This window comes from Castellaniella sp. (assembly GCF_041675725.1).
In the GTDB taxonomy this organism is placed as follows: domain Bacteria; phylum Pseudomonadota; class Gammaproteobacteria; order Burkholderiales; family Burkholderiaceae_B; genus Castellaniella.
The window spans coordinates 40,317-63,342 of record NZ_JBAYTI010000008.1 but is presented as its reverse complement, the minus strand read 5'-3'; the positions used below and the strand labels follow the sequence as shown (position 1 = coordinate 63,342).

Here is a 23,026-nt window from a genome sequence, read left to right as displayed (position 1 = left end):
GCCCCGTTGGGGCCGATCAGGGCGTGTATGTGGCCCCGCTGGACCTTTAGATTGACGTCATCGACCGCCACGAAACCCAGAAAGGATTTGCTCAGATGACGCGTCTCGAGAATGATGTCGGGCTCTGTTCCCATGGTATCGGGTTCCCTATGCGCTGCAGGCTGATTTCAAAAACTAAGGAATTATGAAACGCGCGCAGGGCGATCTCCATAAGGGTTTTACAGAGTTGCGAGCAGGCCCCGCTTATGATTGTTGCGTCGCAGCAGGAGCGGCCGGTTGACTGTTTCCGCCGGATAACTTGATGGTTTTATTGGGATATTCGCACAGGTCGCGCAGCAGGCATTCGGGGCACTTGGGTTTCCTGGCCAGGCAGATGTGGCGGCCATGCAGGATCAGCCAGTGGTGGGCGTTCAGCAGGTATTCTTCCGGCACGCGCTCCATGAGGCGCTGTTCGACTTCCCGCACGGTCTTGCCCGGTGCGATGCCCGTGCGGTTGGCCACCCGGAAGACGTGCGTATCCACGGCCATGACCGCCTGTCCGAACGCCGTGTTCAACACCACGTTGGCTGTCTTGCGGCCCACGCCCGGCAGGGCCTCGAGCGCGGCCCGGTCGTTGGGGACTGCACCGCCGTGCCGCTCGAGAATCAGCGCGCAGGTCTGCAGGATATTACGGGTCTTGGTTCGGTACAGGCCGATGGTGCGGATGGCTTGACTCAGGCCTTCTTCGCCTAGGGCCAGCAGGCCTTCAGGGGTGCCATGCGCCGGGAAGAACTGGCGGGTGGCCAGGTTGACCGCGCGGTCTGTCGACTGAGCCGACAGAATCACCGCAATCAACAGCTGGAAGTTCGTCTTGTACTCGAGCTCGGTCACCGGCGTGGGGTTGGCGGCCCTCAGGCGCCGGAAGCATTCGGCCACTGCGGCGGGGGTCATGTGCGCAAGGCGCGGGCGCGTGCCAGGGCCCGGGCGATCCGGTCTTTTTTGTCGTGGGCGCCGACTTGCGCCAGGGTGGGTTTGTTCGACAGGGTGCGTGCAGCCGGACTGCCGTGTTCATGGTGACGGCGCGCCAGGCGTTGCTGGCGTGCCGCGTGGCGTTCGCCCGCGATGTGTGCGGCATCGTCCGTCCATTGCCGGGTCGTGGCGACCATGGTGATGCAGTCGACCGGGCATGGATCCAGACAGCGCTCGCACCCCGTGCAATCGGATTCAATGACGGTATGCATATATTGGCTGGCGCCCAGGATGGCATCGACGGGACAGGCCTGGATGCACAGGGTGCAGCCGATGCACAGCGATTCGTCGATGAGGGCGATGCGGAATTCGGGGCCCGCGCCGTGCGCCGGCCCGTAAGGCAGGAGGGGCGCGTCTGTGTCAGGCATGGGCCCGTATGAAGGTGGAAATGCGCGGGTAGATCAGCTCGCGCCAGCGCCGGCCGGAGAATATCCCATAGTGGCCGCAGTGCGCGGCGGTATGGACTTCGCGCATGGAAGGCGACAGGTTGGCACACAAGGTATGGGCCGCGTGAGTCTGGCCCAACCCGGAGATGTCGTCCAGGGCGCCTTCGACGGTCATGAGCGCCGTCTTGCGGATGGCGCCTGGATCGACGGTCTGCCCGTCGATCACCCATGTGCCGCGCGGCAGGCGGAATTCTTGGAACACGGTGCGGATGGTATCGAGATAGAACTTGGCGGGCATGTCGAGGACGGCATTGTACTCGTCGTAGAAACGGCGATGCGCTTCGGCATCGCTGTCGTCTCCGCGCAACAAGTGCAGATAGTAATCGTAGTGAGACTTGACGTGCCGGTCTGGATTCATGGCCACGAAGCCTGCATGTTGCAGGAAGCCGGGATACACTTTGCGCCCGGCGCCCGGGTAGCGCGGCGGCACCCGATGGATCAGGTTGTCTTCGAACCATTCATAGGGTTTGGTGGTGGCCAGGCGGTTTACCTGGGTGGGCGACTTGCGGGTGTCGATGGGCCCGCCCATCATCACCATGCTGCGGGGCTGGTCGGGGTCGTCTTCGCTGGCCATGAGCGAGAGCGCGGCCATGACGGGCACCGTGGGCTGGCACACCGAGATGACGTGCGTATCCGGGCCCAGGTGGCGCAGAAAGGCCTGTATGTAGCGCACGTAGTCGTCCAGGCCGAAGGTGCCGTCGGCGATGGGCACCATGCGGGCGTCGACCCAGTCGGTGACGTAGACTTCGTGGTTCTGGATCAGGGAGCGGGCCGTATCGCGCAACAGCGTGGCATGATGACCCGACAGGGGGGCGACCAGCAGAACGCGGGGATCCTTGCGGCGGGCATTGCGGCGAAAATGGACCAGGCGGCAAAACGGCTTGTTGACCGCGATGTCTTCGGTGACGGCGATTTCACGCCCGTTGATATACGTGGTGTCCAGACCCCAGGCGGGCTTTTCGTAATCCTTTCCTACGCGATGGGCGAGCTCGTAGGCGGCCGCCAGCTGTCGGGATAGCGGCGTATAGGCCAGTGGGCTGTATGGGTTGGAGAAAAGTTGGGAACCGGTTTCGGTAAAGGCCGAGAAGGGGCCGAGAATGGATCTTTGAATCTCGTGCAGGTCATACAGCATGTGTTTTGGGCCTTTTGTCGTGAACAGCGTATACAGACAGGGACACTCTGAATGTGCCTGATTACAGTAACGTCAGTTCACAAAAACCCTATACTGGGATTTACCCCGATTCACAGACGCCCAAGAATGCCTTCAGGGGCGCTCGAGGTACTTGAGCTTGTCGGCCACGCCATTCCAGTCGTCGGCGCCGTCGAGCTCGCCCACTGAACGGTTGATCGGCCCGAAAATGGGCGAGAGTTCGGCGTTCAGGGGAATGAAATCGACCTGGTCCTGGGGCACGTCTTCTTCGGCAAAAATGGCATTGGCCGGGCATTCGGGTACACAGACCGCGCAGTCGATGCATTCTTCGGGATCGATGACCAGGAAGTTCGGGCCTTCGCGGAAACAGTCCACCGGACAGACGTCGACACAGTCGGTGTACTTGCATTTGATGCAGTTTTCGGTGACGACGTGGGTCATGATGGGTACTCCTGGAATGCACGGACCGGTAAAGTCTTGCGACATTCTACCTGAATACTAGGGGTCAACCCGTATATCCCGTCATGATGTCAGGGATGAAACAAAGATCGGGGAGGCAGGTAGTATAGAGGTTTGCAACCCGGCCTGAACATTCGGCCCGTTGGCGTGGGCAGCCTGCCATGAAATCCTCCTCTGTGTCGTTGTCGGCGGATCCTTTTGATGCAACCTGGCTGAAGCGGGCCAGCCGCGGCCTGGATGCCGAGGGCCAGCGGCTGCTGGGGCAAGCCCTGGACTGGGTGCGCGAGCCGCTGGAATCCGCGCGGGCCAGCACGGGCGAACCCCTGGCCGCCCACAGCGCGGCCACGGTCCTGATCCTTGCGGAACTCGAAACGGATGCAGCCACCCGCGCTGCGTCCCTGTTGTCGATCCAGCCCGAATCCGCGGCCGAACTGGCGCGACGCGATCCCATGCGCGAGGCGTTTGGCCCAGAGATCCTGACGCTGGTGCAGGGGGTCGGGGCGCTGTTGCGCCTAAGCGCCATGACGGGGCAAGCGGGGGCGCACGGAGAAGGCGATCAGCAGGAAATGCAGCGCAAAATGCTGCTGGCGATGGCGGCCGACCTGCGTATCGTACTGATTCGCCTGGCCTCGCGTCTGCAATCCCTGCGCTGGTACGCCCTGGGGCACGCGACGTGTCCAATGGATTTTGCCCGGGAGACCCTTTCGCTGTACACGCCGTTGGCGAACCGCCTGGGAATCTGGCAGCTCAAGTGGGAAATGGAAGACCTTTCATTCCGGTTCCTGCAACCGGACACTTATAAAGCGATCGCCCGGCAACTGGAAGAAAAGCGGGCCGAACGCGAAGGTTTCATTACGGCGGTGATCAAGCGCCTGCACAAGGCGCTGGCGGACGCCGGCCTGCGTGCCGAGATTTCCGGCCGGCCCAAGCACATCTACAGCATCTGGAACAAGATGCGCATGAAGCAGCTGTCCTTCGATCAGCTCTATGACTTGCGCGCCTTGCGCGTCATCGTGGCCGATGAACGCGAATGCTATGCCGTGCTGGCGCTGGTGCACGCGATCTGGGTGCCGGTCGCGGATGAATTCGATGACTACATCGCCCGGCCCAAGCCCAACGGCTATCGTTCGCTGCATACGGTCGTGGCCGATACGCAGGGCAGGGCGTTTGAAATCCAGATCCGTACGCGTGAAATGCATTATTTCGCCGAGTACGGGATGGCGGCGCATTGGCGTTACAAAGAGGCCGGGGCCCGGGGCGGCCAGGTGGCGGCATCGGGCGCCTACGACCAGAAAATCGCCTGGATGCGGCAGCTGTTGTCCTGGAAGGCCGATCAGCGCCCGGATGACGTCGTCGTGACGGCCGCCCGCGATCCCCATATCTACGTCATGACGCCGCAAGCCCGGGTGCTCGAGCTGCCTGCCGGTTCCACGCCGCTGGATTTCGCCTATTTGCTGCATACGGATCTGGGTCACCGGTGCCGCGGCGCGCGCGTCGATGGCCAGATGGTCTCCCTGTCCACGCCGCTGAAAACAGGGCAGACCGTGGAGATCATTGCAGCCAAGTCCGGCGGGCCCTCGCGCGACTGGATCAACCCGCAGCTGGGTTTTCTGGCTAGTTCGCGGGCGCGGGCCAAGGTGCGCGCCTGGTTCAATGCGGTCGAATTGCAGCAGCGCATCGCCCAGGGCCAGGCGCTGGTGGAAAAAGAGCTGCAGCGCCTCGGGCGTACGGCGATCAACCAGGAGCAGCTGGCCCAGCAGCTCGGTTTTGCGCGGGCCGATGACTTGTATGTCGCGGTCGCCAAAGAAGACTTCAGCCTGCGCCAGATCGATGCCATGTTCCAGGCCCCCGAGCCTGCCGCGCCGCCATCCGATGAGCCGCGCGTATACGGCAGCGGCGCGGGCAGCGTTTCGCGCACGGGCAAGAGCGGGGTGCTGGTGGTGGGGGTCGATTCGCTCATGACCCAACTGGCGCGCTGCTGCCGCCCGGCGCCGCCGGATGCGATCGAGGGGTTCGTCACGCGGGGCCGCGGGGTCTCCATCCACCGGCGCGATTGCCCGTCCTGGGCTGCGTTGGCGCAACGCCACCCCGAGCGCTGCATCGAGGTGGCCTGGGGTGACACGGGCCAAAGCCTGTATCCCGTCGACCTGGATGTGCGCGCCCAGGATCGCCCCAACCTGTTGCGCGACCTGTCCGAAGTCTTTGCGCGCCTGCGCTTGCGGGTGGTCCGTGTAACGACTCACAGCCGGCGCTCTCTAGCCCATATGGTGTTCACCATCGAGGTGCGCGATGGCAACGAGATCCGTCAGGCGCTGGCCGCCGTCAACGAGCTGCCAGGCGTCGAAGCCAGCCGCCATTGACCGGCGGCTGGTAAAATGCTCGTTTGCCCGGCGGGTCCTTGGCTCGGGGCTTATTTCCAGAGAGACTGAATTTCATGTCCTATCAGCTGCCCGACGCACACGGACACTTTGGCAGGTTTGGCGGATCCTTCGTGGCTGAGACCCTGGTGCACGCCCTCGAAGCCCTGCGCGAGGCCTACGCAAAGTATCGCGAGGATCCCGAGTTCCAGCGCGAATACGCCTACGAGCTCGAACATTTCGTCGGCCGGCCCAGCCCGGTCTATCATGCGCGTCGCTGGTCCGAGCGGCTCGGGGGGGCCCAGATCTGGTTCAAGCGCGAAGACCTCAATCACACGGGCGCGCACAAGGTCAACAACTGCATTGGCCAGGCCCTGCTGGCGCGGCGCATGGGCAAGCAGCGCATCATTGCCGAAACCGGCGCCGGCCAGCACGGCGTGGCCACGGCCACCGTCGCCGCGCGCTACGGCATGCCGTGCGTGGTGTACATGGGCGCCGAAGACGTCCAGCGGCAGGCCTCCAACGTGTATCGCATGAAGCTCCTGGGGGCCGAGGTGGTGCCGGTGGAATCGGGTTCGCGCACGCTCAAGGACGCCCTGAACGAGGCCATGCGCGACTGGGTCACCCACGTCGAGGATACGTTCTACATCATCGGCACGGTGGCCGGCCCGCACCCTTATCCGCAAATGGTGCGGGATTTCCAGACCATCATAGGCCGCGAATGCCGCGAGCAAATGCCCAGGGATGCCGGCCGCCAACCTGATTACATACTGGCCTCCGTCGGCGGCGGGTCAAATGCCATTGGCATCTTCCATCCTTATATCGAAGATTCGTCCGTGCGGCTGATCGGGGTCGAGGCCGCGGGCGAAGGCCTCGACAGCGGGCGGCACGCCGCCTCGCTCAACTGCGGGGTGGTGGGGGTGCTGCATGGCAATCGCACGTATCTGCTGCAAGATGAACACGGGCAGATCCAGCCGACCCATTCGATTTCGGCCGGCCTCGATTATCCGGGCGTCGGGCCAGAGCACGCCTGGCTGAAGGAAAGCGGCCGGGCCCGCTATGTGGGCATTACAGACGCCGAAGCGCTGGCCGCCTACCACGACTGCTGCCACATCGAGGGCATTATTCCGGCGCTCGAATCAGCGCATGCCATTGCGCAGGCGGTCAAGATGGCACCGGATCTGCCGCCTGACACCCTCATCCTGGTCAATCTGTCGGGGCGCGGCGACAAAGACATGCATACCGTCGCCGAACATAGCGGCATCATACTCTGAGGGGGCCGGCATGAAGACTCAATCCCGTTTGGCCACCCGTTTCAACGCGCTGCAGGGGCGGGCCGCCCTGATCCCCTACATTACGGCGGGCGATCCTCTGGTGGGGTCCACCCCGGCACTGATGCGTGCGCTGGTTGCGGCCGGCGCAGACATCATCGAACTGGGCGTGCCCTTTTCCGACCCGGCGGCCGACGGCCCCGTCATTCAGCAGGCTGGCGAACGCGCCATTGCCGCCGGCACCAGCCTGCAGCGGGTGCTCGACATCGTTGCCGAGTTTCGGCAGAGCGACACACAGACGCCCGTGGTGCTCATGGGCTACGCCAATCCGATCGAGAGCATGGGTGCGGGGCCGTTCATCCAGCGCGCAGTGCAGGCCGGGGTCGATGGCGTACTCACGGTCGACTACACCCCCGAAGAGTCCGCCGATTTTGCCGCCGCCATGGACGCCGCCGGCCTGGCGCCCATTTACCTGCTGGCGCCCACGTCCACCGTGGCCCGCATGCAGCAGGTGGCCCGTCTGGCGCGCGGGTACGTTTATTATGTATCGCTCAAGGGGGTGACCGGCGCCGGGCACCTGGACACGGATGACGTCGCCCGTCACCTGGCGGAGATCCGCCGGCACGTCGGTATTCCGGTCGGGGTCGGCTTTGGTATCCGCGATGCCGACAGTGCGGCCCGGGTGGCCCGCCATGCGGATGCGGTGGTCATCGGCAGCAAACTCATTGAAATCATCCGCGAGGCGGCCGAACGGGCCGGCCCGCAGGCCGCCATCGAGGCCGCCGCGCACTGGCTGGGGCAAGTGCATCAGGCCATGGCCGGCGTCACCAGGGGCGAGGCATGAGCTGGTTCGAGAAAATCCTGCCGCCGCGCATCAACCGCAGCACCGATTCGGGTACCAAGCGGGTGCCTGAAGGGTTGTGGGTCAAGTGCCCGTCCTGCGAATCGGTCCTCTACAAAGAAGACTTGCAGGCGACACTGAACGTCTGCCCCAAATGCGGCCATCATATGCGGCTCGGCGCCCGGGCGCGCATCGATTCGCTGCTCGATCCCGACGGCCGCGAAGAAATCGGCGACCGTATCCGTCCAACCGATCCGCTCAAGTTTCGCGATACGCATAAATATCCGGACCGGGTCTCAGAGGCGGTGAAACAGACGGGCGAATCCGAGGCGCTGGTCGTGGTCGGGGGCACCATCCTGTCCGTGCCGACCATTCTCGCGTGTTTCGAGTTTGCCTTCATGGGGGGCTCGATGGGCTCCGTGGTGGGCGAGCGCTTTGCCCTGGGGGTTCAGCAAGCCATTCGCCGGCGCCTGCCTTTCATCTGCGTGTCCGCCTCGGGCGGCGCACGTATGCAGGAATCCCTTTTCTCCCTGATGCAGATGGCCAAGACCACCGCCATGCTGCAGCAGCTATCCGAGGCGGGCCTGCCTTTCATCAGTATCCTGACCGACCCCACCATGGGGGGCGTGTCGGCCTCGTTCGCCTTTATGGGCGACGTGGTGCTGGCCGAGCCCAATGCGCTCATCGGTTTCGCGGGGCCGCGAGTCATCGAACAGACCGTGCGCGAAAAACTGCCCGAAGGCTTCCAGCGGGCCGAATTCCTGCTCGAAAAAGGGGCCATCGACCGGGTCGTGGACCGGCGCGAACTTCAGGCCGAGGTCGCGCACTTGTTGGCCTTGCTGACGCGGCAGCCCATCGACGTGGTCAACCGTTCGGCCGCCCAGCAGCGGCAGCCCCGTGCCTGATCGCGTTGGCAGTCCGCCGCAGCGGCTGGTCCGGCGCCACCCCGACGAGCTGCTGGTGGGCCTGGTGTCGGTATCCGACCGCGCGAGCACGGGCCAGTATGTGGATCAGGGTATTCCGGCGTTGCAGGCGTGGCTGCAGGACACCATCGCGGGGCCGATGCAGGTGCTCACCTGCCTGCTGCCAGATGAACGGGCGCAAATTGCCGATGCCTTGCGTGCGCTGGTCGATGAGCGTGGCTGCGACCTGGTTCTGACCACCGGTGGCACCGGCCCGGCGCGGCGCGACGTCACGCCCGATGCAACGCTCGACGTCGCCACGCGTGAATTGCCGGGTTTTGCGGAACAAATGCGCCAGGTGAGCCTGCATTTCGTTCCTACGGCCATCCTGTCGCGCCAGGTGGCCGTGCTGCGCGAATGCCCGGATGGGCATGCCGCCTTGATTCTCAACCTGCCGGGCCAGCCGCGCGCCATTCGAGAAACCCTCGAAGGGGTGCGCGCCGATGGGCAGTCGGCCGGCGTGCCCGGCGTGTTTGCCGCCGTGCCTTATTGCCTGGATCTCATCGGTGGGCCCTATGTGGAAACACGCCCCGATCGGGTGCAGGCCTTCCGGCCCAAGTCCGCGCGCCGCCAGCAGTGATTCCTATTCCATCTTAAAATCACCCCAAGCATTTTTCTTACACCATTATCTGGAGGTCTGATCATGGCCCTGGTTTCCATGCGCCAATTGCTCGATCACGCGGCTGAACACAGCTACGGGATCCCGGCATTCAACGTCAACAATCTGGAGCAGGTTCAAGCCATCATGGAGGCCGCAGCCGAGACGGACAGCCCTGTGATCATGCAGGCCTCGGCCGGTGCGCGCAAATATGCCGGGGAAGGTTTCCTGAAATACCTGATCCAGGCCGCGGTAGAATCCTATCCGCACATTCCGGTGGTCATGCACCAAGACCACGGCCAATCGCCCGATGTCTGCCGGGGCGCCATCGATCTGGGCTTCTCCAGCGTGATGATGGACGGCTCGCTGATGGCCGACGGCAAGACTATCTCTTCGTACGAATACAATCTCGACGTCACCCGCAAGGTGGTGCAGATGGCGCATCCCCTGGGCATCACGGTCGAAGGCGAGCTCGGCTGTCTGGGCTCGCTCGAGACCATGAAGGGCGACAAAGAAGACGGCCACGGGGCCGAAGGCACGATGACGCGCGAGCAGCTGCTCACCGATCCCGAACAGGCCGCCGACTTCGTCCAGCAGACCCAGCTCGATGCCCTGGCGATCGCAGTGGGTACCAGCCATGGCGCCTACAAGTTCACACGCAAGCCCACGGGCGACATTCTGTCCATACAGCGCGTCAAAGAGATTCACGCACGCCTGCCCAATACCCACCTGGTCATGCATGGCAGCTCCAGCGTTCCGCAAGAGCTGCTGGCAGAGATTCGGCAGTTCGGGGGCGACATGAAGGAAACCTATGGCGTGCCGGTCGAAGAACTGCAAGAAGCCATTCGCCACGGGGTGCGCAAGGTCAACATCGATACCGATATCCGCTTGGCCATGACGGGGGCGATCCGTCGCTTCCTGTTCGAAAACCCCTCCAAGTTCGATCCGCGCGAATACCTCAAGCCGGCCCGCGAGGCGGCCAAGAAAGTCTGCCTGGCGCGCTACGAGCAATTCGGTACGGCAGGCCACGCATCCCGTATCAAACCGATTCCGCTGTCCGACATGGCTGCCCGGTATGCCTCGGGCGAACTGCACCAGTTGGTGAAATAAGCGCCATGCCCGCCTTGCTGCAGTCCGAAATCCGCTCCTTGCCGTTGCTGGGGCGCGGCAAGGTGCGCGACATGTATGCCGTGGGCGATGATCATTTGCTGATCGTCGCCACCGATCGCATCTCGGCCTTCGATGTCATTCTGGATGATCCGATCCCCGGCAAGGGGCATGTGCTCACGGCCCTTACCGAATTCTGGCTGCAGCGCCTGGGGCACCTGGTACCCACGCATGCCACGGGGATCGCGCCTGAATCGGTCGTGGCGGCCGACGAACGCGATCAGGTGGCAGGCCGGGCAATGGTGGTCAAGCGCTTGCAGCCCATCCTGGTCGAGGCCGTGGCGCGCGGCTATCTGGCCGGTTCCGGCTACAAAGATTACCTGGCACACGGGGCCGTATGCGGCGTGGCGCTTCCGCCCGGTCTGCGCCTGGCCGACACGCTGCCCGAGCCCATCTTCACGCCCGCCGCCAAGGCAGAGTTCGGCCAGCACGATGAAAATGTCGACTTTGCCTATGTGGTGGCGCAGGTCGGCCACGTGCTGGCCCACGAAATCCGCCGGGTCACCCTGGCCCTGTACGCCGAGGCAGCGCGTCATGCGCTGACGCGCGGCATCCTGATCGCAGACACCAAATTCGAATTCGGCGTGGATGCCGGCGGTACCTTGCACCTGATGGATGAGGTCCTGACGCCGGATTCATCCCGTTTCTGGCCGGCCGATGCCTGGCAGCCGGGGTCGAGCCCACCCTCGTTCGACAAGCAGTTCGTCCGGGATTGGCTCGAAGCCCAGAGCTGGGACAAAACCGCGCCGGCGCCGCGTCTGCCGGCGGACGTTATTGCACGGACGGCCGCCAAGTACCATGAAGCCCTCGAGCGCCTCAGCGGGGCTGCGGCATGAACGACCCTGTCGGGCCCGCGGGCCTGCCGGCCGTGGTGGGCCTGGTCATGGGGTCCTCCAGCGATTGGGACACCATGCGGCACGCCGCTGCGGTGTTCGATGAATTTTTCATCCCCTATGAGGCTCAAGTGGTTTCCGCCCACCGCATGCCCTTCGACATGGTCGAATACGGCCGGCAGGCGCTGGCACGGGGCCTGCGGGCGATCGTGGCGGGGGCGGGGGGAGCCGCCCACTTGCCGGGTATGCTGGCGGCCCTGACGCCCGTGCCGGTCTTCGGGGTGCCGGTCGCCTCGCGGCATCTGCGCGGTGAAGACTCCCTGCTGTCCATCGTGCAAATGCCGCGCGGTGTCCCGGTTGCCACCTTCGCCATCGGCGATGCCGGTGCGGCCAATGCCGCCCTGCACGTGGTCGCCAACCTGGCGGTTCATGATGCCGGCCTGATGCAGCGGCTGCAAGCCTATCGGGCACGCCAGACAGAGCAGGCCCGGGCCATGCGCGTGCCGCCGGAGCCGGTATGAGCCCTCTCGTGCCGTTGCCGCCTGGCAGCTGGCTGGGCGTATTGGGCGGGGGGCAACTGGGTCGCATGTTCTGCCAGGCGGCCCAGGCGCTGGGGTACCGTGTCGCGGTACTCGATCCGGCACCGGACGGGCCTGCCGCGCGGGTGGCCGATCTGCATTTGCAGGCGGCCTATGATGACGTGGGCGCGCTGCGGCAGCTGGCCGAACGCTGTGCGGCCCTGACCACCGAATTCGAGAACGTGCCCGCTACAAGCCTGCAGTATCTGGCCCAGGCGCGCGTCACCGCACCGTCTGCACAGGCCGTGGCGATTGCCCAGGATCGCGTCCAGGAAAAGACCTGGCTGCGGGCGGCAGGGCTCGCGGTGGCCGAGCACGCAGCCATTGGGGCCGACGCAGACCTGGCGTCCTGTCCCGCAACGCTGTTTCCCGGCATCCTCAAGACCCGTCGCCTGGGCTACGATGGCAAGGGCCAGATCCACGTACAAGAGATCGAAGCAGCCCGCGCCGCGTTCCAGGCGTTGCGGCGGGTCCCTTGTGTCCTCGAGGCACTGCAGCCACTCGATCATGAAATCTCGGTCATCGTGGCGCGTGGCCGGGACGGCCAGACGGTCGCCTATCCTCCCATGCAAAACCGGCATCGCAATGGGATCCTGGCGGTCTCGATCTGTGATGGCTCGGTGCCGCCCGCGCAGGCGGGCGAGGCCGAACGCCTGGCCCTGCAGGTGGCCAGACACCTCGACTATCACGGGGTCCTCTGCATCGAATTCTTCGTACTGGAGGATGGCCGTCTGCTGGCCAACGAAATGGCGCCCAGGCCTCACAATAGCGGGCACCTGACGCAGGATGCCTGCCTGGTGGGGCAGTTCGAGCAACAGGCTCGGGTACTCGCCGGTTTGCCGCTGGGGGATGCCCGCCTGCTGTGCCCGGCTGCCATGGTCAACGTGCTGGGCGACCTCTGGCAGGATGCTGCCGGCCAGCCCAGCGAACCGGATTGGGCGGCCTTGTTGCGGGTTCCAGGCACCCGCCTGCATTTGTATGGCAAGGACGAAGCCCGTCCAGGGCGCAAGATGGGCCACGTGAACGTTCTTGCGCCCACGGCCGCCCGCCTGCGCGAGCGGGTGGCCCGGGTGGTCGACATATTGGGCTTGCCGAATGCCTGAAGTCGACTCCATGCGCATACTCGAAGCGGCGCAGCGCCTGCAGCAGGGGCGCCTGGTCGCCTTCCCGACAGAAACCGTCTACGGTCTGGGGGCGGATGCCGAAAATCCGCAGGCGGTGGCCCGTCTATTTGCAGTCAAGGGCCGGCCCGCCAACCATCCGGTCATCGTGCACTTGTCGCCCGAGGCGGATCCCGCCTATTGGGTCACCCACCTGTCCCCGGTGGCCCAGCGCCTGATTTCAGCTTTCTGGCCAGGCCCCCTGACACTGATCCTGCCGCGTGCCGGGCACGTGCCGGACGTCGTCAGCGGTGGGCAGGACAGCGTCGGCCTGCGGTGTCCCTCGCACCCGGTCGCACAGATGCTGCTGCATGCCTTTGCGGGGCTCAAGCCCCATGGCCAGGGGGGGGTGGCGGCGCCGTCCGCCAACCGGTTCGGCCGGGTGTCCCCCACCCGGGCAGAACACGTACGGCGTGAATTTTCCGACCTCGATGAACAGGCTTTGATGATCCTGGACGGGGGTGACGCCGAAGTCGGCATTGAATCGACCATTCTGGACGTGTCCCGCATGGCGTCGGGACACCCGCCCGTGCTGCTGCGGCCTGGCCAGATCAGCAGCCTGCAACTGGCAGAAGTGCTGGGTGAGTTGCCAGCCCAGCCGGACCGCGATGCGCCGCGGGTGTCCGGGTCGCTCAGGGCACATTATGCGCCGCGTACCCCGGTGCGCATCTGGTCGCGTACCGCGCTGCAGCGCTGGCTCGAGGCCTGGTCCGATCCGGATGCGCCGCGATCGGGCCAGGCGCTATCTGGCGGGCTGGCGGATCCACCGCGGGTGGCCGTTATCGGCCTCGGGCCGACGCCGGCGCCCCTGCCGGCCGGGGTGCAGTGGGTGACGCTGCCGTCCGATCCAGCGGTGTACGCCCACCGCCTCTATGCCTTGCTGCGCGAACTCGACGACGCCGGGCTGCAGCAGATTGTGTTGCAGGCGCCGCCCGACGATGCGCGTTGGCAGGGCGTGAATGACCGCATCACCCGTGCGGCGGCGGCGTTTTCCTGATCCAGCGCCCGCCGCCAGGTGTCAGGGGACGCGGCCGCAGCGCTGTGCAGGGCTTGAAATATAGCCATATGTCGTTACACTAGGCGATTGTCCAATTTATCTCGTACGGCTTGCTGCAAGGCGCCCGTTGTCAGGAATACAACTCATGAAATTCAAGGAATTCGAACCCGGCATGGTTCTCAAATATGGTCCGATCGTCGTGGATAAGACCACCATGCTCGAATTTGCTCGCGCGTACGATCCACAGTGGTTTCATGTCGATGAAGAACGCGCCAAGAAGGGGCGCTGGGGGGGCCTGATCGCCAGCGGCTGGCTTACCTGCGGGCTGGCCATGCGCCTGGCGGCCGAGTCCCTCGAAGGGTCTGAATGCTTCGGTTCGCCGGGGCTGGATCGGATCCGCTGGATGACACCGGTGCGCGCGGGCGACGCCCTGCGCCTCGAGGCCACCATCGATTCGAAGCGCGTCTCCTCGTCGCGCGATGACCTGGGCATCATGCGCTGGACGTGGCGCCTGTTCAACCAGTCCGATGAACAGGTGCTCGAGATCGAAGTCACCAATCTGTTCGAACTCGAACGCTAAGCCCTTTGCACCGTTTGGGGCCGGTCGCGCAGGCCGGCTGGCTGTTACAAAGGGGTGCCGGTGGGGGTCAGGTCGAAGTCGCCGGCATGATAAATGAGCGGGGCGATCTGGCGGTGGCCGCAGTGCTCGACCTGGCCGATGAATATCCAGTGGTCTCCCGCCCGGTGCTGGCGGACATTGAAGCATTCGAACCACGCCGCACAATGGCCATCGCCCAGCCTCAGCGTGCCTGAAGGGGCGCGCGCCAGGGAAACACCACCGAAACGGGCCGGCTGCGGCCCATGGGCGAATCGGCGGGCCAGCGCGGCTTGGCTGGCCGACAGCACATGAATCACGTAGCGATCCAGTTGCCTGAAGGCAGCCAGCGAGGCGGCGTTGTCGGTCAGCGTCCAGAGCACCATGGGCGGCGCCAGTGAAACCGAACTGAACGAGCTGATGGTCAGGCCGATGGGCTGGGTCGTGACAGGGTTTTCAGCCGTAATGACGGTGACCCCGGTTGGGAAGCGCCCCAGGGCCTTGCGGAAATCGGCGGCGGAAAAGTCGGCTGGGCGCGGGCGTCGGGCCATACCGTTTCAGGGGGCAATACGCGTGATGTGCCACGACGCCACGGCCTTGGCCTCGGCGTCGTGCGTATAGACCAGGCGATCGTGCAGGCGGGAAGGGCGCCCTTGCCAGAATTCGAAGCGCTGCGGGCACAGGCAGTAGCCGCCCCAGAAGGGGGGGCGTTCGGGATCCGTGCCCAGGCGGCGGGTCAGCGCCTGGACCTGTTCAGCCAGGGCTTCGTGGGTCATGGGCCGACTCTGCGGCGAGGCCCAGGCGCCGATGCGCGAACCCAGAGGACGGCTTTGATAATAGGCATCGGATTCTTCGGGGCTGAGCGGGGTGACCCGCCCCTCGATGCGCACCTGGCGCTCGAGCTCGGGCCAGAAAAACAGCAGGCTCGCCTGTGGATGTGCCGTCAGTGCGAGACCTTTGCGGGATTCGTAGTTGGTGTAGAAAACAAACCCGCTGGCACTGACCTCTTTGAGCAGGACGATGCGCGCCGCAGGCTGGCCGTCGGCGTCGACGGTGGCCAGCGCCATGGCCGTGGGTTCGCGGACTTCGCTGTGCAAGGCCTGTTCGAGCCATTGGTTGAACTGCTGAAACGGATCGGGAAGTACGGCGGATTCGAGCAGTTCGAACTTCTGGTACGTCTGGCGGATATCGGCAAGAGACATGGGGAACGGTTCAGAGGGTTTCGGAAGAGGGGGCCTGCAGCGCGCGTGCGATCGCGTCCAGTTCTGGATCGAGGATGCCGGCGGCTTCCAGGGCCTGTGCCGTTTGCAACACGTATTCGCTGCAGGGACCATACCGGCCCCGGCTGGTGCGTACGATGCCCAGGATCTGTTCGATGGACAGGCCCGGGACGTAACTGGGGTCGCTGCGGTCCATGGTAAAGACCAGGGCCGATAGCGGCCCGTTGGGGGTTTTGCAGGGCAGCCAGCGGGGGATGTATGAGCCGCTGGGCATTTCCCGGGCCCACAGCGCGCGCATGGTCTGCGGCACGTGGTCGGCCGCGATGCGATAGGCGCGCCCGCGGCACAGGCCACCGTGATCCAGGCTGAACACCAGGCCGGGGTGCTCTGGCGTGCCACGGTTGACGCGTGACCACATACACAGCGCCCGATGGTATCCGTGGATCTGAGCCAGGCGGGCTTCGAGGTATTCGAATTCGGGGCGCCAGACCAGGGACCCGTAACCGAAGACCCAAAGATCCGTACGCCCGTCCCAGTGATCCAGCGCCTGGGCGATGGAGCGCTCGTGCCAGGCCGCGTCGCGCAGATGCAAGGTCTCGGGTGTGGGGGGGGCAGGGAATCGACCAGTCGGCATGTTCTTGGAGGGCGTCAAAACAGAGTGAGACCCTCCATTGTAAAAGACTTGCCGTCGTTTCATTAAAATGAGGGCTCTCAAGCCATCAGGGCCCATCCATGTCCTCACCTGTTTCCTCGCCCGTGCCGGCCTCGTCGCCGGATGTTTTCGACCCTGGGCGCCGTTTCGGGGGTTTGGATCGCCTCTATGGTACGGGGACCGTTGACCGGCTGGCCCTTCAGCACGTGGTGGTGGCTGGGGTGGGCGGCGTCGGATCGTGGGCGCTCGAGGCCCTGGCCCGCTCGGGGGTGGGCCGCCTGACACTGGTCGATCTGGATCACGTGGCAGAATCGAATGTGAACCGGCAGGTCCAGGCCAGCAGCCGTACGCTGGGCCAGGCCAAGATCGAGGCCATGTCCGCCCGGATCCGCGACATCCATCCCGCCTGCGCGGTGCAGCCGGTGGATGATTTCGTGTCGCCGGAGAACGTGGCGGCCCTGATGCAGCAGTATCCAGGGGTCTGGATCGACTGCACGGATCAGGTGGCGGCCAAGGTGGCCATGGTCCTCCAGGCGCGCGCGCAAGGCGTGCCGTTGCTGGTGTGCGGCGGGGCGGGCGGCAAAACGGACCCATTGGCACTGCAGGCGGGGGATCTGTCTCTTGCCACGCACGACGCTTTGCTGGCCCGGGTTCGCCAGCAGTTGCGCAAGCGCCATGGCTGGCCGTCGGCGCTGGCCGGATCTGGACGCAGCCGCAGGCGGGTGCCGCGCATGGGCGTGCCCTGCTTGTGGTTTGGCCAGCAGACCCTCCTGCCGGCGCAATGGGGGCCGGGCAGCGCGGCGGGTCTGTCGTGCGCCGGCTATGGTTCGGCGGTGGCCATCACGGCCACCATGGGGCTGGCAGCGGCCAACTGGGCGCTGCAGCATGCTCTGGCCGCAGCCCCCTGATTACCGGCGCTGAAGAAATTCGCCCAGGATGCGACCGGTATGGCTGTGCTGCCGGGCGATCGTTTGCGGGTCGCCCTGGGCGACGACCTGGCCACCGCCGGCGCCGCCTTCGGGCCCCAGGTCGATGAGCCAGTCGGCTTCGGCCATGATGTCCAGGTTGTGCTCGATGACCACGACGGTGTGGCCTGCATCCACCAGGCGATGCAGCACCCCAATGAGTTTCTCGACGTCGGCCGTGGACAGGCCCACCGATGGTTCATCCAGCACGTACAGGGTGCGCGCGGTTCGTGATGCGCGCCCGCTGCGCAGCAGGCCTTCGTCGAGCCGGGCCTTGGACAGTTCGGCCACCAGCTTCAGGCGCTGGGCCTCGCCGCCGGATAGCGTGGGCGAGGCCTGGCCCAGCGTGAGATAGCCGAGCCCGACGTCCTGCATCAGCTGTAGCGCATGGGCGATCTTGCGATGCGCGGAAAAATGGGGCAGGGCGTCATCGACTTCCATGCGCAGCACGTCGCCGATGGTGTGGCCGTTCCAGAGGACTTCGAGCGTTTCTTCATTGAAGCGGGCACCATGGCACGTCTCGCAGGGGATTTTGACGTCCGGCAGAAAATTCATTTCCACGGTGCGCATGCCTTGGCCCTGGCATTCGGGGCAACGCCCGGCACCCGTATTGAAAGAAAAGCGCGATGCGTTCCAGCCGCGCACGCGGGCTTCGTGGGTACTGGCATACAGCTTGCGGATGTCGTCCCAGAAGCCGGCATACGTAGCCGGGCAGGAGCGCGGCGTCTTGCCGATCGGGGTCTGGTCGACTTCCAGGACCCGGTCGATGGCTTCCCAGCCGCGGATTTTTGTGCAGCCCAGCCACGGACTGGATGGATCGGCTCGCCTGCGGGCCAGGTTCTCGAGCAGCACGTCGCGGGCCAGGGTGGACTTGCCGGAACCCGACACCCCTGTGACGACCGACAACCGGGCCAGCGGGATACGCACCTGGATATGATTCAGATTGTGTTTGTTTGCACCGATGACGTGGAGTGAGTCGTGGGCCTCGCTGACCGTTCGGTAGCCGTGCATGGGGTGGACCAGCGGCTGGCGAAGATAGCGGCCCGTGATCGAGTCCGGGTGCCGGGCGATTTCCTGCACGGTGCCCTGGGCAATGATGCGACCACCCCGTATCCCGGCACCGGGGCCCATGTCGATGACGTGATCCGCCCGGCGTATCGTGTCTTCGTCGTGTTCGACCACCACCAGCGTGTTGCCGTGGCCTTCCAGGCGGCCCAGGGCATCGAGCAGGATGCGATTGTCGTGTGGGTGCAGGCCGATGGTGGGCTCGTCCAGTACGTAGCAGACACCCTGCAGGTTGGATCCCAGCTGGGCGGCCAGGCGGATGCGCTGGGCTTCCCCCCCGGACAAAGTGGGGGCTGCGCGGTCGAGTGCGAGATAGCCCAGCCCCACGTCGGCCATGAAATCCAGCCGGGCCCGGATCTCGGACAGGATGTCGCGTGCGATGTCGGCGTCGCGCCCGCTCAATTCGAGGTGGGCGAAGAATGGGCGGGCGTCATCCACCGCCAGGGCCGCCAGTTCCGCGATGGAGCGGCCTTGCCACAGAAAGGCCCGCGCCACGGCGTTCAGGCGCTGGCCATGGCAGTCGGGGCAAGGCCGGGACGCATGTTCCGGATCGTCCTGCCAGGCGGCCTCTTCGCCCGTTTGCTGGGCGTCGAAGCCCGGCAGTTCCAGCCCCGTCCCAAAGCAGGTGGGGCACCAGCCGTGGCGCGAGTTGTATGAAAAGAGCCGTGGATCCGGTTCCGGAAAACTGGTGCCGCAGCCGGGGCAGGCCCGCTTCACGGAAAAGGTCAATTCGCGCGGCGCCGGGGCCAGCCCCTTGGCGCGCCGGGCTTCGAGGGTGTCGGGCCCCGGGCGCGTCAGGCCAGCCAACACCCGGATGGTGCCGTGCCCCTGCGCCAGAGCGGCGTGCACGGCTTCGCGCAGTGCCGCTTCCTGATCGGGCACGACCAGCACGTCGCGGATGGGCAGTTCGATGGTGTGTTCCCGGTAGCGGTCCAGCCGCGGCCACGGGTGGGTCGCCACGAATGCGCCATCCACACGCAGGTGCGTGTGGCCATGCCCCGCCGCCCACTTGGCCAGGTCGGTGTAATACCCTTTGCGGGCCACCACCAGCGGCGCCAGTAGCCCAATGTGTTCGTGTTTCAGATCGTGCATGATCTGGGCCACGATCTGTTCCGCCGTCTGGGGGCGGACCGGTACGTGGCAGTTCGGGCACATCTGGGTGCCCAGGCGCACGTACAGCAGACGCAGGAAATGGTGGATTTCCGTCATCGTCGCCACGGTCGACTTGCGGCCGCCGCGGCTGGTGCGTTGTTCGATGGCCACAGTGGGTGGAATCCCATAGATCGCGTCGACGTCCGGCTTGCCCGCCGGCTGCACGATGGCGCGGGCGTAGGCGTTCAGGGATTCGAGGTAGCGCCGCTGCCCTTCGTTGAACAAAATGTCGAAGGCCAGCGTGGACTTGCCCGAGCCCGATACCCCGGTGATGACAGTGAAGGCGTCGCGCGGGATGTGCACGTCGATCCCTTTCAGGTTGTGTTCGCGCGCGTTCACGATGTGGATGTCCGGGCTGGATGCCGTCGCCAGGGTCCGGGGGCCGGTCTCCTGCAGCTGCAGCCCCTGGCCCTGGTACCAGCGGTCGTAGTCGGCCAGCGCCTGCGCGGTGTGCGTATCGCCCTGGCGCATGATCTCGTCGGGGCTGCCTTGGGCGACGATGCATCCCCCCCGGTCGCCCCCTTCGGGGCCCAGGTCGACCACCCAGTCGCTGGCGCGGATCACGTCCAGGTTATGCTCGATGACCAGCAATGAATGCCCGGCGGCGAGCAGTTTGCGAAACGCCTGCATGAGCCGGGCGATGTCGTCGAAGTGCAGGCCGGTGGTGGGTTCGTCGAAGAGCAGCAGCTTTCCTTTGTGCGGCTTTTTCGATGGCTTCGAGCGCGCCGCCTCGGCGAGATGGCCGGCCAGCTTCAGGCGCTGGGCTTCGCCCCCCGAGAGCGTCGGCACTGGCTGGCCCAGCCGCACGTAGTCCAGGCCCACGTCGGCCAGCGGCGCCAGCCCCCACTGCACGTCGCGCAACCCCTTGAAGAATTCGAGCGCCTGATGCACCGTCATGTCGAGCACTTCGTCGATCGAGGCGCTCTGGCCCAGGTGCTCGATGCGCACCTCGAGGATTTCGGGCCGATAGCGGCGGCCCTGGCAGTCTGGGCAGCGCAGATAGACATCGGACAGGAATTGCATTTCGATGTGCTCGAAGCCCGTGCCGCCACAGGTCGGGCAGCGGCCGTCGCCCGTGTTGAAGCTGAAGGTGCCTGCGGTATAGCCTCGCTCGCGCGAACGGTCGGCGGCGGCAAACAGCTTGCGTATGGCGTCGAACGCGCCGACATAGCTGGCGGGATTCGAGCGGGTGGTGCGCCCGATCGGGCTTTGGTCGACCAGTACCGCGTCTTCGATCTGCTCGGCGCCCAGAAGCGCGTCGTGGGCGCCTGGTGCTTCTGTCGCCTGGCCGAAGTGCTTGCGCAGCGCGGGATACAGCACGTCCTGGACCAACGTCGACTTGCCGGACCCCGACACGCCGGTCAGGCACACCAGGCGCCCGAGCGGCAGGGCGAAATCGATCCCTTTCAGGTTGTGTGCGCGCACCCCCTGCAGCAGCAGGCGCGGGGTGCCTGCCTCGACGGCCTGCGGGCGTGGCGCCTCGATGCGCAGGCGGCCGCTGAAGTACCGGCTGGTGAGCGTATCGGCCTGGGCCAGTTCGGCTGGTGTGCCGTCGAACAGGATCCGGCCGCCCCGCTCGCCAGGCCCGGGGCCGATGTCGAGAATACGGTCGGCGGCCTGCATGACCTGGGGATCATGTTCGACCACGACGAGCGTGTTGCCATGGTCGCGCAGGCGGTGCATGACCTGCACGATGCGGTGGATGTCGCGCGGATGCAGCCCGATGGAGGGCTCATCGAGCACGAACAGGGTGTTGACCAGTGACGTGCCCAGTGCCGTCGTCAGGTTGATGCGCTGCACTTCACCACCGGAAAGCGTACGGCTCTGCCGGTCCAGGGACAGATAGCCCAGGCCCACGTCGCACAGGAATCGCAGCCGGCCACGGATTTCGTCGAGCAGTTCCTGCAGGGCGGCATCGATGGCGGTGCCGGTCTGCAGCTGACTGAACCAGTCACGCACGATGTCCAGCGGCAGAATCATGAGGTCGTGCAGGCCCAGGCCAGGCAGGGCGGCGAGCTGTTCCGGGCTCCAGCGGACCTGGGCGGGCATGAAGCGGGGGTGGTGCGCGATGGCCTGCGTGTCCTGCCCGAGCCGCCAGAGAGTGGCTGCGGGCTTGAGGCGGGCCCCACGACAATGTGGGCAGGGGCTGTAGCTGCGGTAGCGCGACAGCAGGACCCGCACGTGCATGCGGTAAGCCCTGGTTTCCAGCCAGTCGAAAAACCGCTGTATTCCGTACCACTGGTGCTTCCAGGCGGAGGATCCCCCTTTCCAGTCGGGCGCGCCGTCGATGATCCAGCTTTTTTCCGCTGCGTTGAGATCATGCCAGGGCACGTCGAGCCGGATCCCGGCTTTGCGTCCGTAGCGTTCCAGGTCATCCTGACATTCTTTGTAGCTGGCGCTCTGCCAGGGTTTGATGGCGCCATCGCGCAGGCTGAGCGATTCGTCGGGTACCACCAGGCCGTAGTCTATCCCCATGACCCGGCCGAATCCCCGGCAGTGCTCGCACGCCCCCAGGGGAGAATTGAACGAGAAGGTGCTGGGCGTGGCGGCCTTGTATGCCAAGTCGCACTGTGCGCAGTGCAGGCGGTTGCTGAAGCGCCAGGTTTCCTCGGGGGCGTCGTCGAACAGAGCGTACACCGTGATGTGGCCCTTGCCTTGCTGCAGGGCGATCTCCAGGGCTTCCTGGAAGCGCGCGGGTTCTGCCGTGGCCGGGCGAAAGCGATCCTGCACTACGTGCAGCACCCGCTCGGGCATCGGTTCGCCCGCCTGGCGGCGCGCCTTGCCCGCACTGGCGGTAGCGGCTTTCGGCGTGTCGGGTGCGGTCCGTTCATCGGCGGGTGGGTGGGTGCGGGTATAACCCTGCTGCTCGAGATAACCGCGGATTTCTTCGGTTGTGAAGTTGGCCGGCACCTTTACCGGAAACGTGACGACCAGCCGCGGGTTGCGATTTGCGCACCAGGCGTCGAGCTGACGTCGGATGCTGGCCGGATTGTCTTGCACCACTGGGCGGGCGCACTGTGCGCAGTGCAGATGCCCCGCCCGTGCAAAGAGCAGCTTCAGGTGATCGTTGAGTTCGGTCATGGTCCCCACCGTACTGCGCGAATTGCGCACGGGGTTGACCTGGTCGATGGCGATGGCCGGCAGGATGCCTTCGATGCGCTCTACCTGGGGCTTGTCCATGCGATCGAGAAACTGCCGGGCGTAGGGTGAAAATGTTTCGACGTAACGTCGCTGTCCTTCTGCGTAGAGCGTATCGAAGGCCAACGAGCTCTTGCCCGAGCCGGATACCCCGGTGATGACCAGCAATTGACCGGTTTGGATGGTCAGGTCGAGGTTTTTCAGGTTGTTCTGGCGCGCGCCAGTGATGCGTATCGGTGCGTTCATGGCGTCATCATAATCTGGCCCTGTCGCGTTCGCGCGCCAAGGCCCTGCCGGCAGAAGGATCGTCATGAACAGGTTCTTTGATTTGCATCAGACCCTGTGAAGAGAGTGGGGTCCGGGCGTACGGTGGCGTCCCTACAATGAACAGGCGGCATGATCCCACAGGAGC

20 protein-coding genes and 1 pseudogene are annotated in these 23,026 nt (G+C 65.3%); 12 read left to right on the top strand and 9 right to left on the bottom strand.

The window, feature by feature from the left end:
* The 5 genes and pseudogenes from WCZ84_RS02890 to fdxA form a co-directional block, all read right to left on the bottom strand.
* Window positions 1–134: pseudogene (locus tag WCZ84_RS02890) on the bottom strand (ABC transporter ATP-binding protein); the annotation flags it as partial.
* Between the two features lie 109 nt (window positions 135–243).
* The gene (gene nth, locus WCZ84_RS02885; RefSeq protein WP_372684754.1) at window positions 244–930 is read right to left on the bottom strand and encodes an endonuclease III; all 687 of its coding nucleotides are present in this window, start codon (window positions 928–930) and stop codon (window positions 244–246) included.
* Window positions 927–1,376: an RnfABCDGE type electron transport complex subunit B gene (locus WCZ84_RS02880; RefSeq protein WP_372684753.1), complete on the bottom strand. Its 450-nt coding sequence runs from the start codon at window positions 1,374–1,376 to the stop codon at window positions 927–929. Before WCZ84_RS02880 ends, nth begins: the two co-directional genes overlap by 4 nt.
* A complete protein-coding gene (locus WCZ84_RS02875; RefSeq protein ID WP_372684752.1) occupies window positions 1,369–2,586 on the bottom strand; it encodes a polyhydroxyalkanoate depolymerase in 1,218 nt (405 codons plus the stop codon). Before WCZ84_RS02875 ends, WCZ84_RS02880 begins: the two co-directional genes overlap by 8 nt.
* 132 nt (window positions 2,587–2,718) lie before the next feature.
* The gene (fdxA, locus tag WCZ84_RS02870; RefSeq protein ID WP_372684751.1) at window positions 2,719–3,045 is read right to left on the bottom strand and encodes a ferredoxin FdxA; all 327 of its coding nucleotides are present in this window, start codon (window positions 3,043–3,045) and stop codon (window positions 2,719–2,721) included.
* Between the two features lie 179 nt (window positions 3,046–3,224).
* Between fdxA and WCZ84_RS02865 the strand changes: the two genes are divergently transcribed.
* The 11 genes from WCZ84_RS02865 to WCZ84_RS02815 all read left to right on the top strand — a co-directional run bounded on the left by WCZ84_RS02865 (window position 3,225) and on the right by WCZ84_RS02815 (window position 14,407).
* The gene (locus WCZ84_RS02865) at window positions 3,225–5,423 is read left to right on the top strand and encodes a bifunctional (p)ppGpp synthetase/guanosine-3',5'-bis(diphosphate) 3'-pyrophosphohydrolase (protein ID WP_372684750.1); all 2,199 of its coding nucleotides are present in this window, start codon (window positions 3,225–3,227) and stop codon (window positions 5,421–5,423) included.
* Window positions 5,424–5,497: 74 nt separating this feature from the next.
* Window positions 5,498–6,694, top strand: coding sequence for a tryptophan synthase subunit beta (gene trpB, locus WCZ84_RS02860; protein WP_372684749.1), 1,197 nt, complete (start codon window positions 5,498–5,500; stop codon window positions 6,692–6,694).
* A gap of 10 nt (window positions 6,695–6,704) precedes the next feature.
* Window positions 6,705–7,535 (top strand): tryptophan synthase subunit alpha, encoded by an 831-nt coding sequence (gene trpA, locus WCZ84_RS02855; RefSeq protein ID WP_372684748.1) that lies wholly within the window; start codon window positions 6,705–6,707, stop codon window positions 7,533–7,535.
* Window positions 7,532–8,437, top strand: coding sequence for an acetyl-CoA carboxylase, carboxyltransferase subunit beta (accD, locus tag WCZ84_RS02850; protein WP_372684747.1), 906 nt, complete (start codon window positions 7,532–7,534; stop codon window positions 8,435–8,437). Before trpA ends, accD begins: the two co-directional genes overlap by 4 nt.
* Complete coding sequence (mog, locus tag WCZ84_RS02845; RefSeq protein ID WP_372684746.1) at window positions 8,430–9,074, top strand: molybdopterin adenylyltransferase; 645 nt, start codon at window positions 8,430–8,432, stop codon at window positions 9,072–9,074. Before accD ends, mog begins: the two co-directional genes overlap by 8 nt.
* A gap of 63 nt (window positions 9,075–9,137) precedes the next feature.
* Entirely contained in the window at window positions 9,138–10,202 is a 1,065-nt protein-coding gene (fba, locus tag WCZ84_RS02840) for a class II fructose-bisphosphate aldolase (RefSeq protein WP_372684745.1), read from the top strand.
* A 5-nt stretch (window positions 10,203–10,207) separates the two neighbouring features.
* Entirely contained in the window at window positions 10,208–11,095 is an 888-nt protein-coding gene (locus tag WCZ84_RS02835) for a phosphoribosylaminoimidazolesuccinocarboxamide synthase (protein ID WP_372684744.1), read from the top strand.
* A complete protein-coding gene (gene purE, locus WCZ84_RS02830) occupies window positions 11,092–11,613 on the top strand; it encodes a 5-(carboxyamino)imidazole ribonucleotide mutase (protein ID WP_372684743.1) in 522 nt (173 codons plus the stop codon). The genes WCZ84_RS02835 and purE overlap by 4 nt, the downstream gene beginning before the upstream one ends.
* Window positions 11,610–12,773, top strand: a complete 1,164-nt coding sequence (locus WCZ84_RS02825; protein ID WP_372684742.1) for a 5-(carboxyamino)imidazole ribonucleotide synthase — start codon at window positions 11,610–11,612, stop codon at window positions 12,771–12,773. Before purE ends, WCZ84_RS02825 begins: the two co-directional genes overlap by 4 nt.
* Window positions 12,766–13,827, top strand: a complete 1,062-nt coding sequence (locus WCZ84_RS02820; protein WP_372684741.1) for an L-threonylcarbamoyladenylate synthase — start codon at window positions 12,766–12,768, stop codon at window positions 13,825–13,827. The genes WCZ84_RS02825 and WCZ84_RS02820 overlap by 8 nt, the downstream gene beginning before the upstream one ends.
* Before the next feature lie 145 nt (window positions 13,828–13,972).
* The gene (locus WCZ84_RS02815) at window positions 13,973–14,407 is read left to right on the top strand and encodes a MaoC family dehydratase (RefSeq protein ID WP_372684740.1); all 435 of its coding nucleotides are present in this window, start codon (window positions 13,973–13,975) and stop codon (window positions 14,405–14,407) included.
* A 44-nt stretch (window positions 14,408–14,451) separates the two neighbouring features.
* Here WCZ84_RS02815 and WCZ84_RS02810 read toward each other — a convergent pair whose 3' ends face one another.
* From WCZ84_RS02810 to WCZ84_RS02800, 3 genes are read right to left on the bottom strand one after another with little or no spacing between them, the layout of a single operon-like run.
* Window positions 14,452–14,973: a flavin reductase family protein gene (locus WCZ84_RS02810; protein ID WP_372684739.1), complete on the bottom strand. Its 522-nt coding sequence runs from the start codon at window positions 14,971–14,973 to the stop codon at window positions 14,452–14,454.
* 6 nt (window positions 14,974–14,979) lie between these two features.
* Window positions 14,980–15,624, bottom strand: coding sequence for a pyridoxamine 5'-phosphate oxidase (pdxH, locus tag WCZ84_RS02805; RefSeq protein WP_372684738.1), 645 nt, complete (start codon window positions 15,622–15,624; stop codon window positions 14,980–14,982).
* A 10-nt stretch (window positions 15,625–15,634) separates the two neighbouring features.
* Window positions 15,635–16,276: a gamma-glutamylcyclotransferase gene (locus tag WCZ84_RS02800; protein ID WP_372684737.1), complete on the bottom strand. Its 642-nt coding sequence runs from the start codon at window positions 16,274–16,276 to the stop codon at window positions 15,635–15,637.
* A 98-nt stretch (window positions 16,277–16,374) separates the two neighbouring features.
* Here WCZ84_RS02800 and WCZ84_RS02795 point away from each other — a divergent pair, with 98 nt between their 5' ends.
* Window positions 16,375–17,202: a ThiF family adenylyltransferase gene (locus tag WCZ84_RS02795; RefSeq protein WP_372684736.1), complete on the top strand. Its 828-nt coding sequence runs from the start codon at window positions 16,375–16,377 to the stop codon at window positions 17,200–17,202.
* Here WCZ84_RS02795 and uvrA read toward each other — a convergent pair whose 3' ends face one another.
* Entirely contained in the window at window positions 17,203–22,860 is a 5,658-nt protein-coding gene (uvrA, locus tag WCZ84_RS02790) for an excinuclease ABC subunit UvrA (protein ID WP_372684735.1), read from the bottom strand.
* Window positions 22,861–23,026 lie beyond the last annotated feature (166 nt).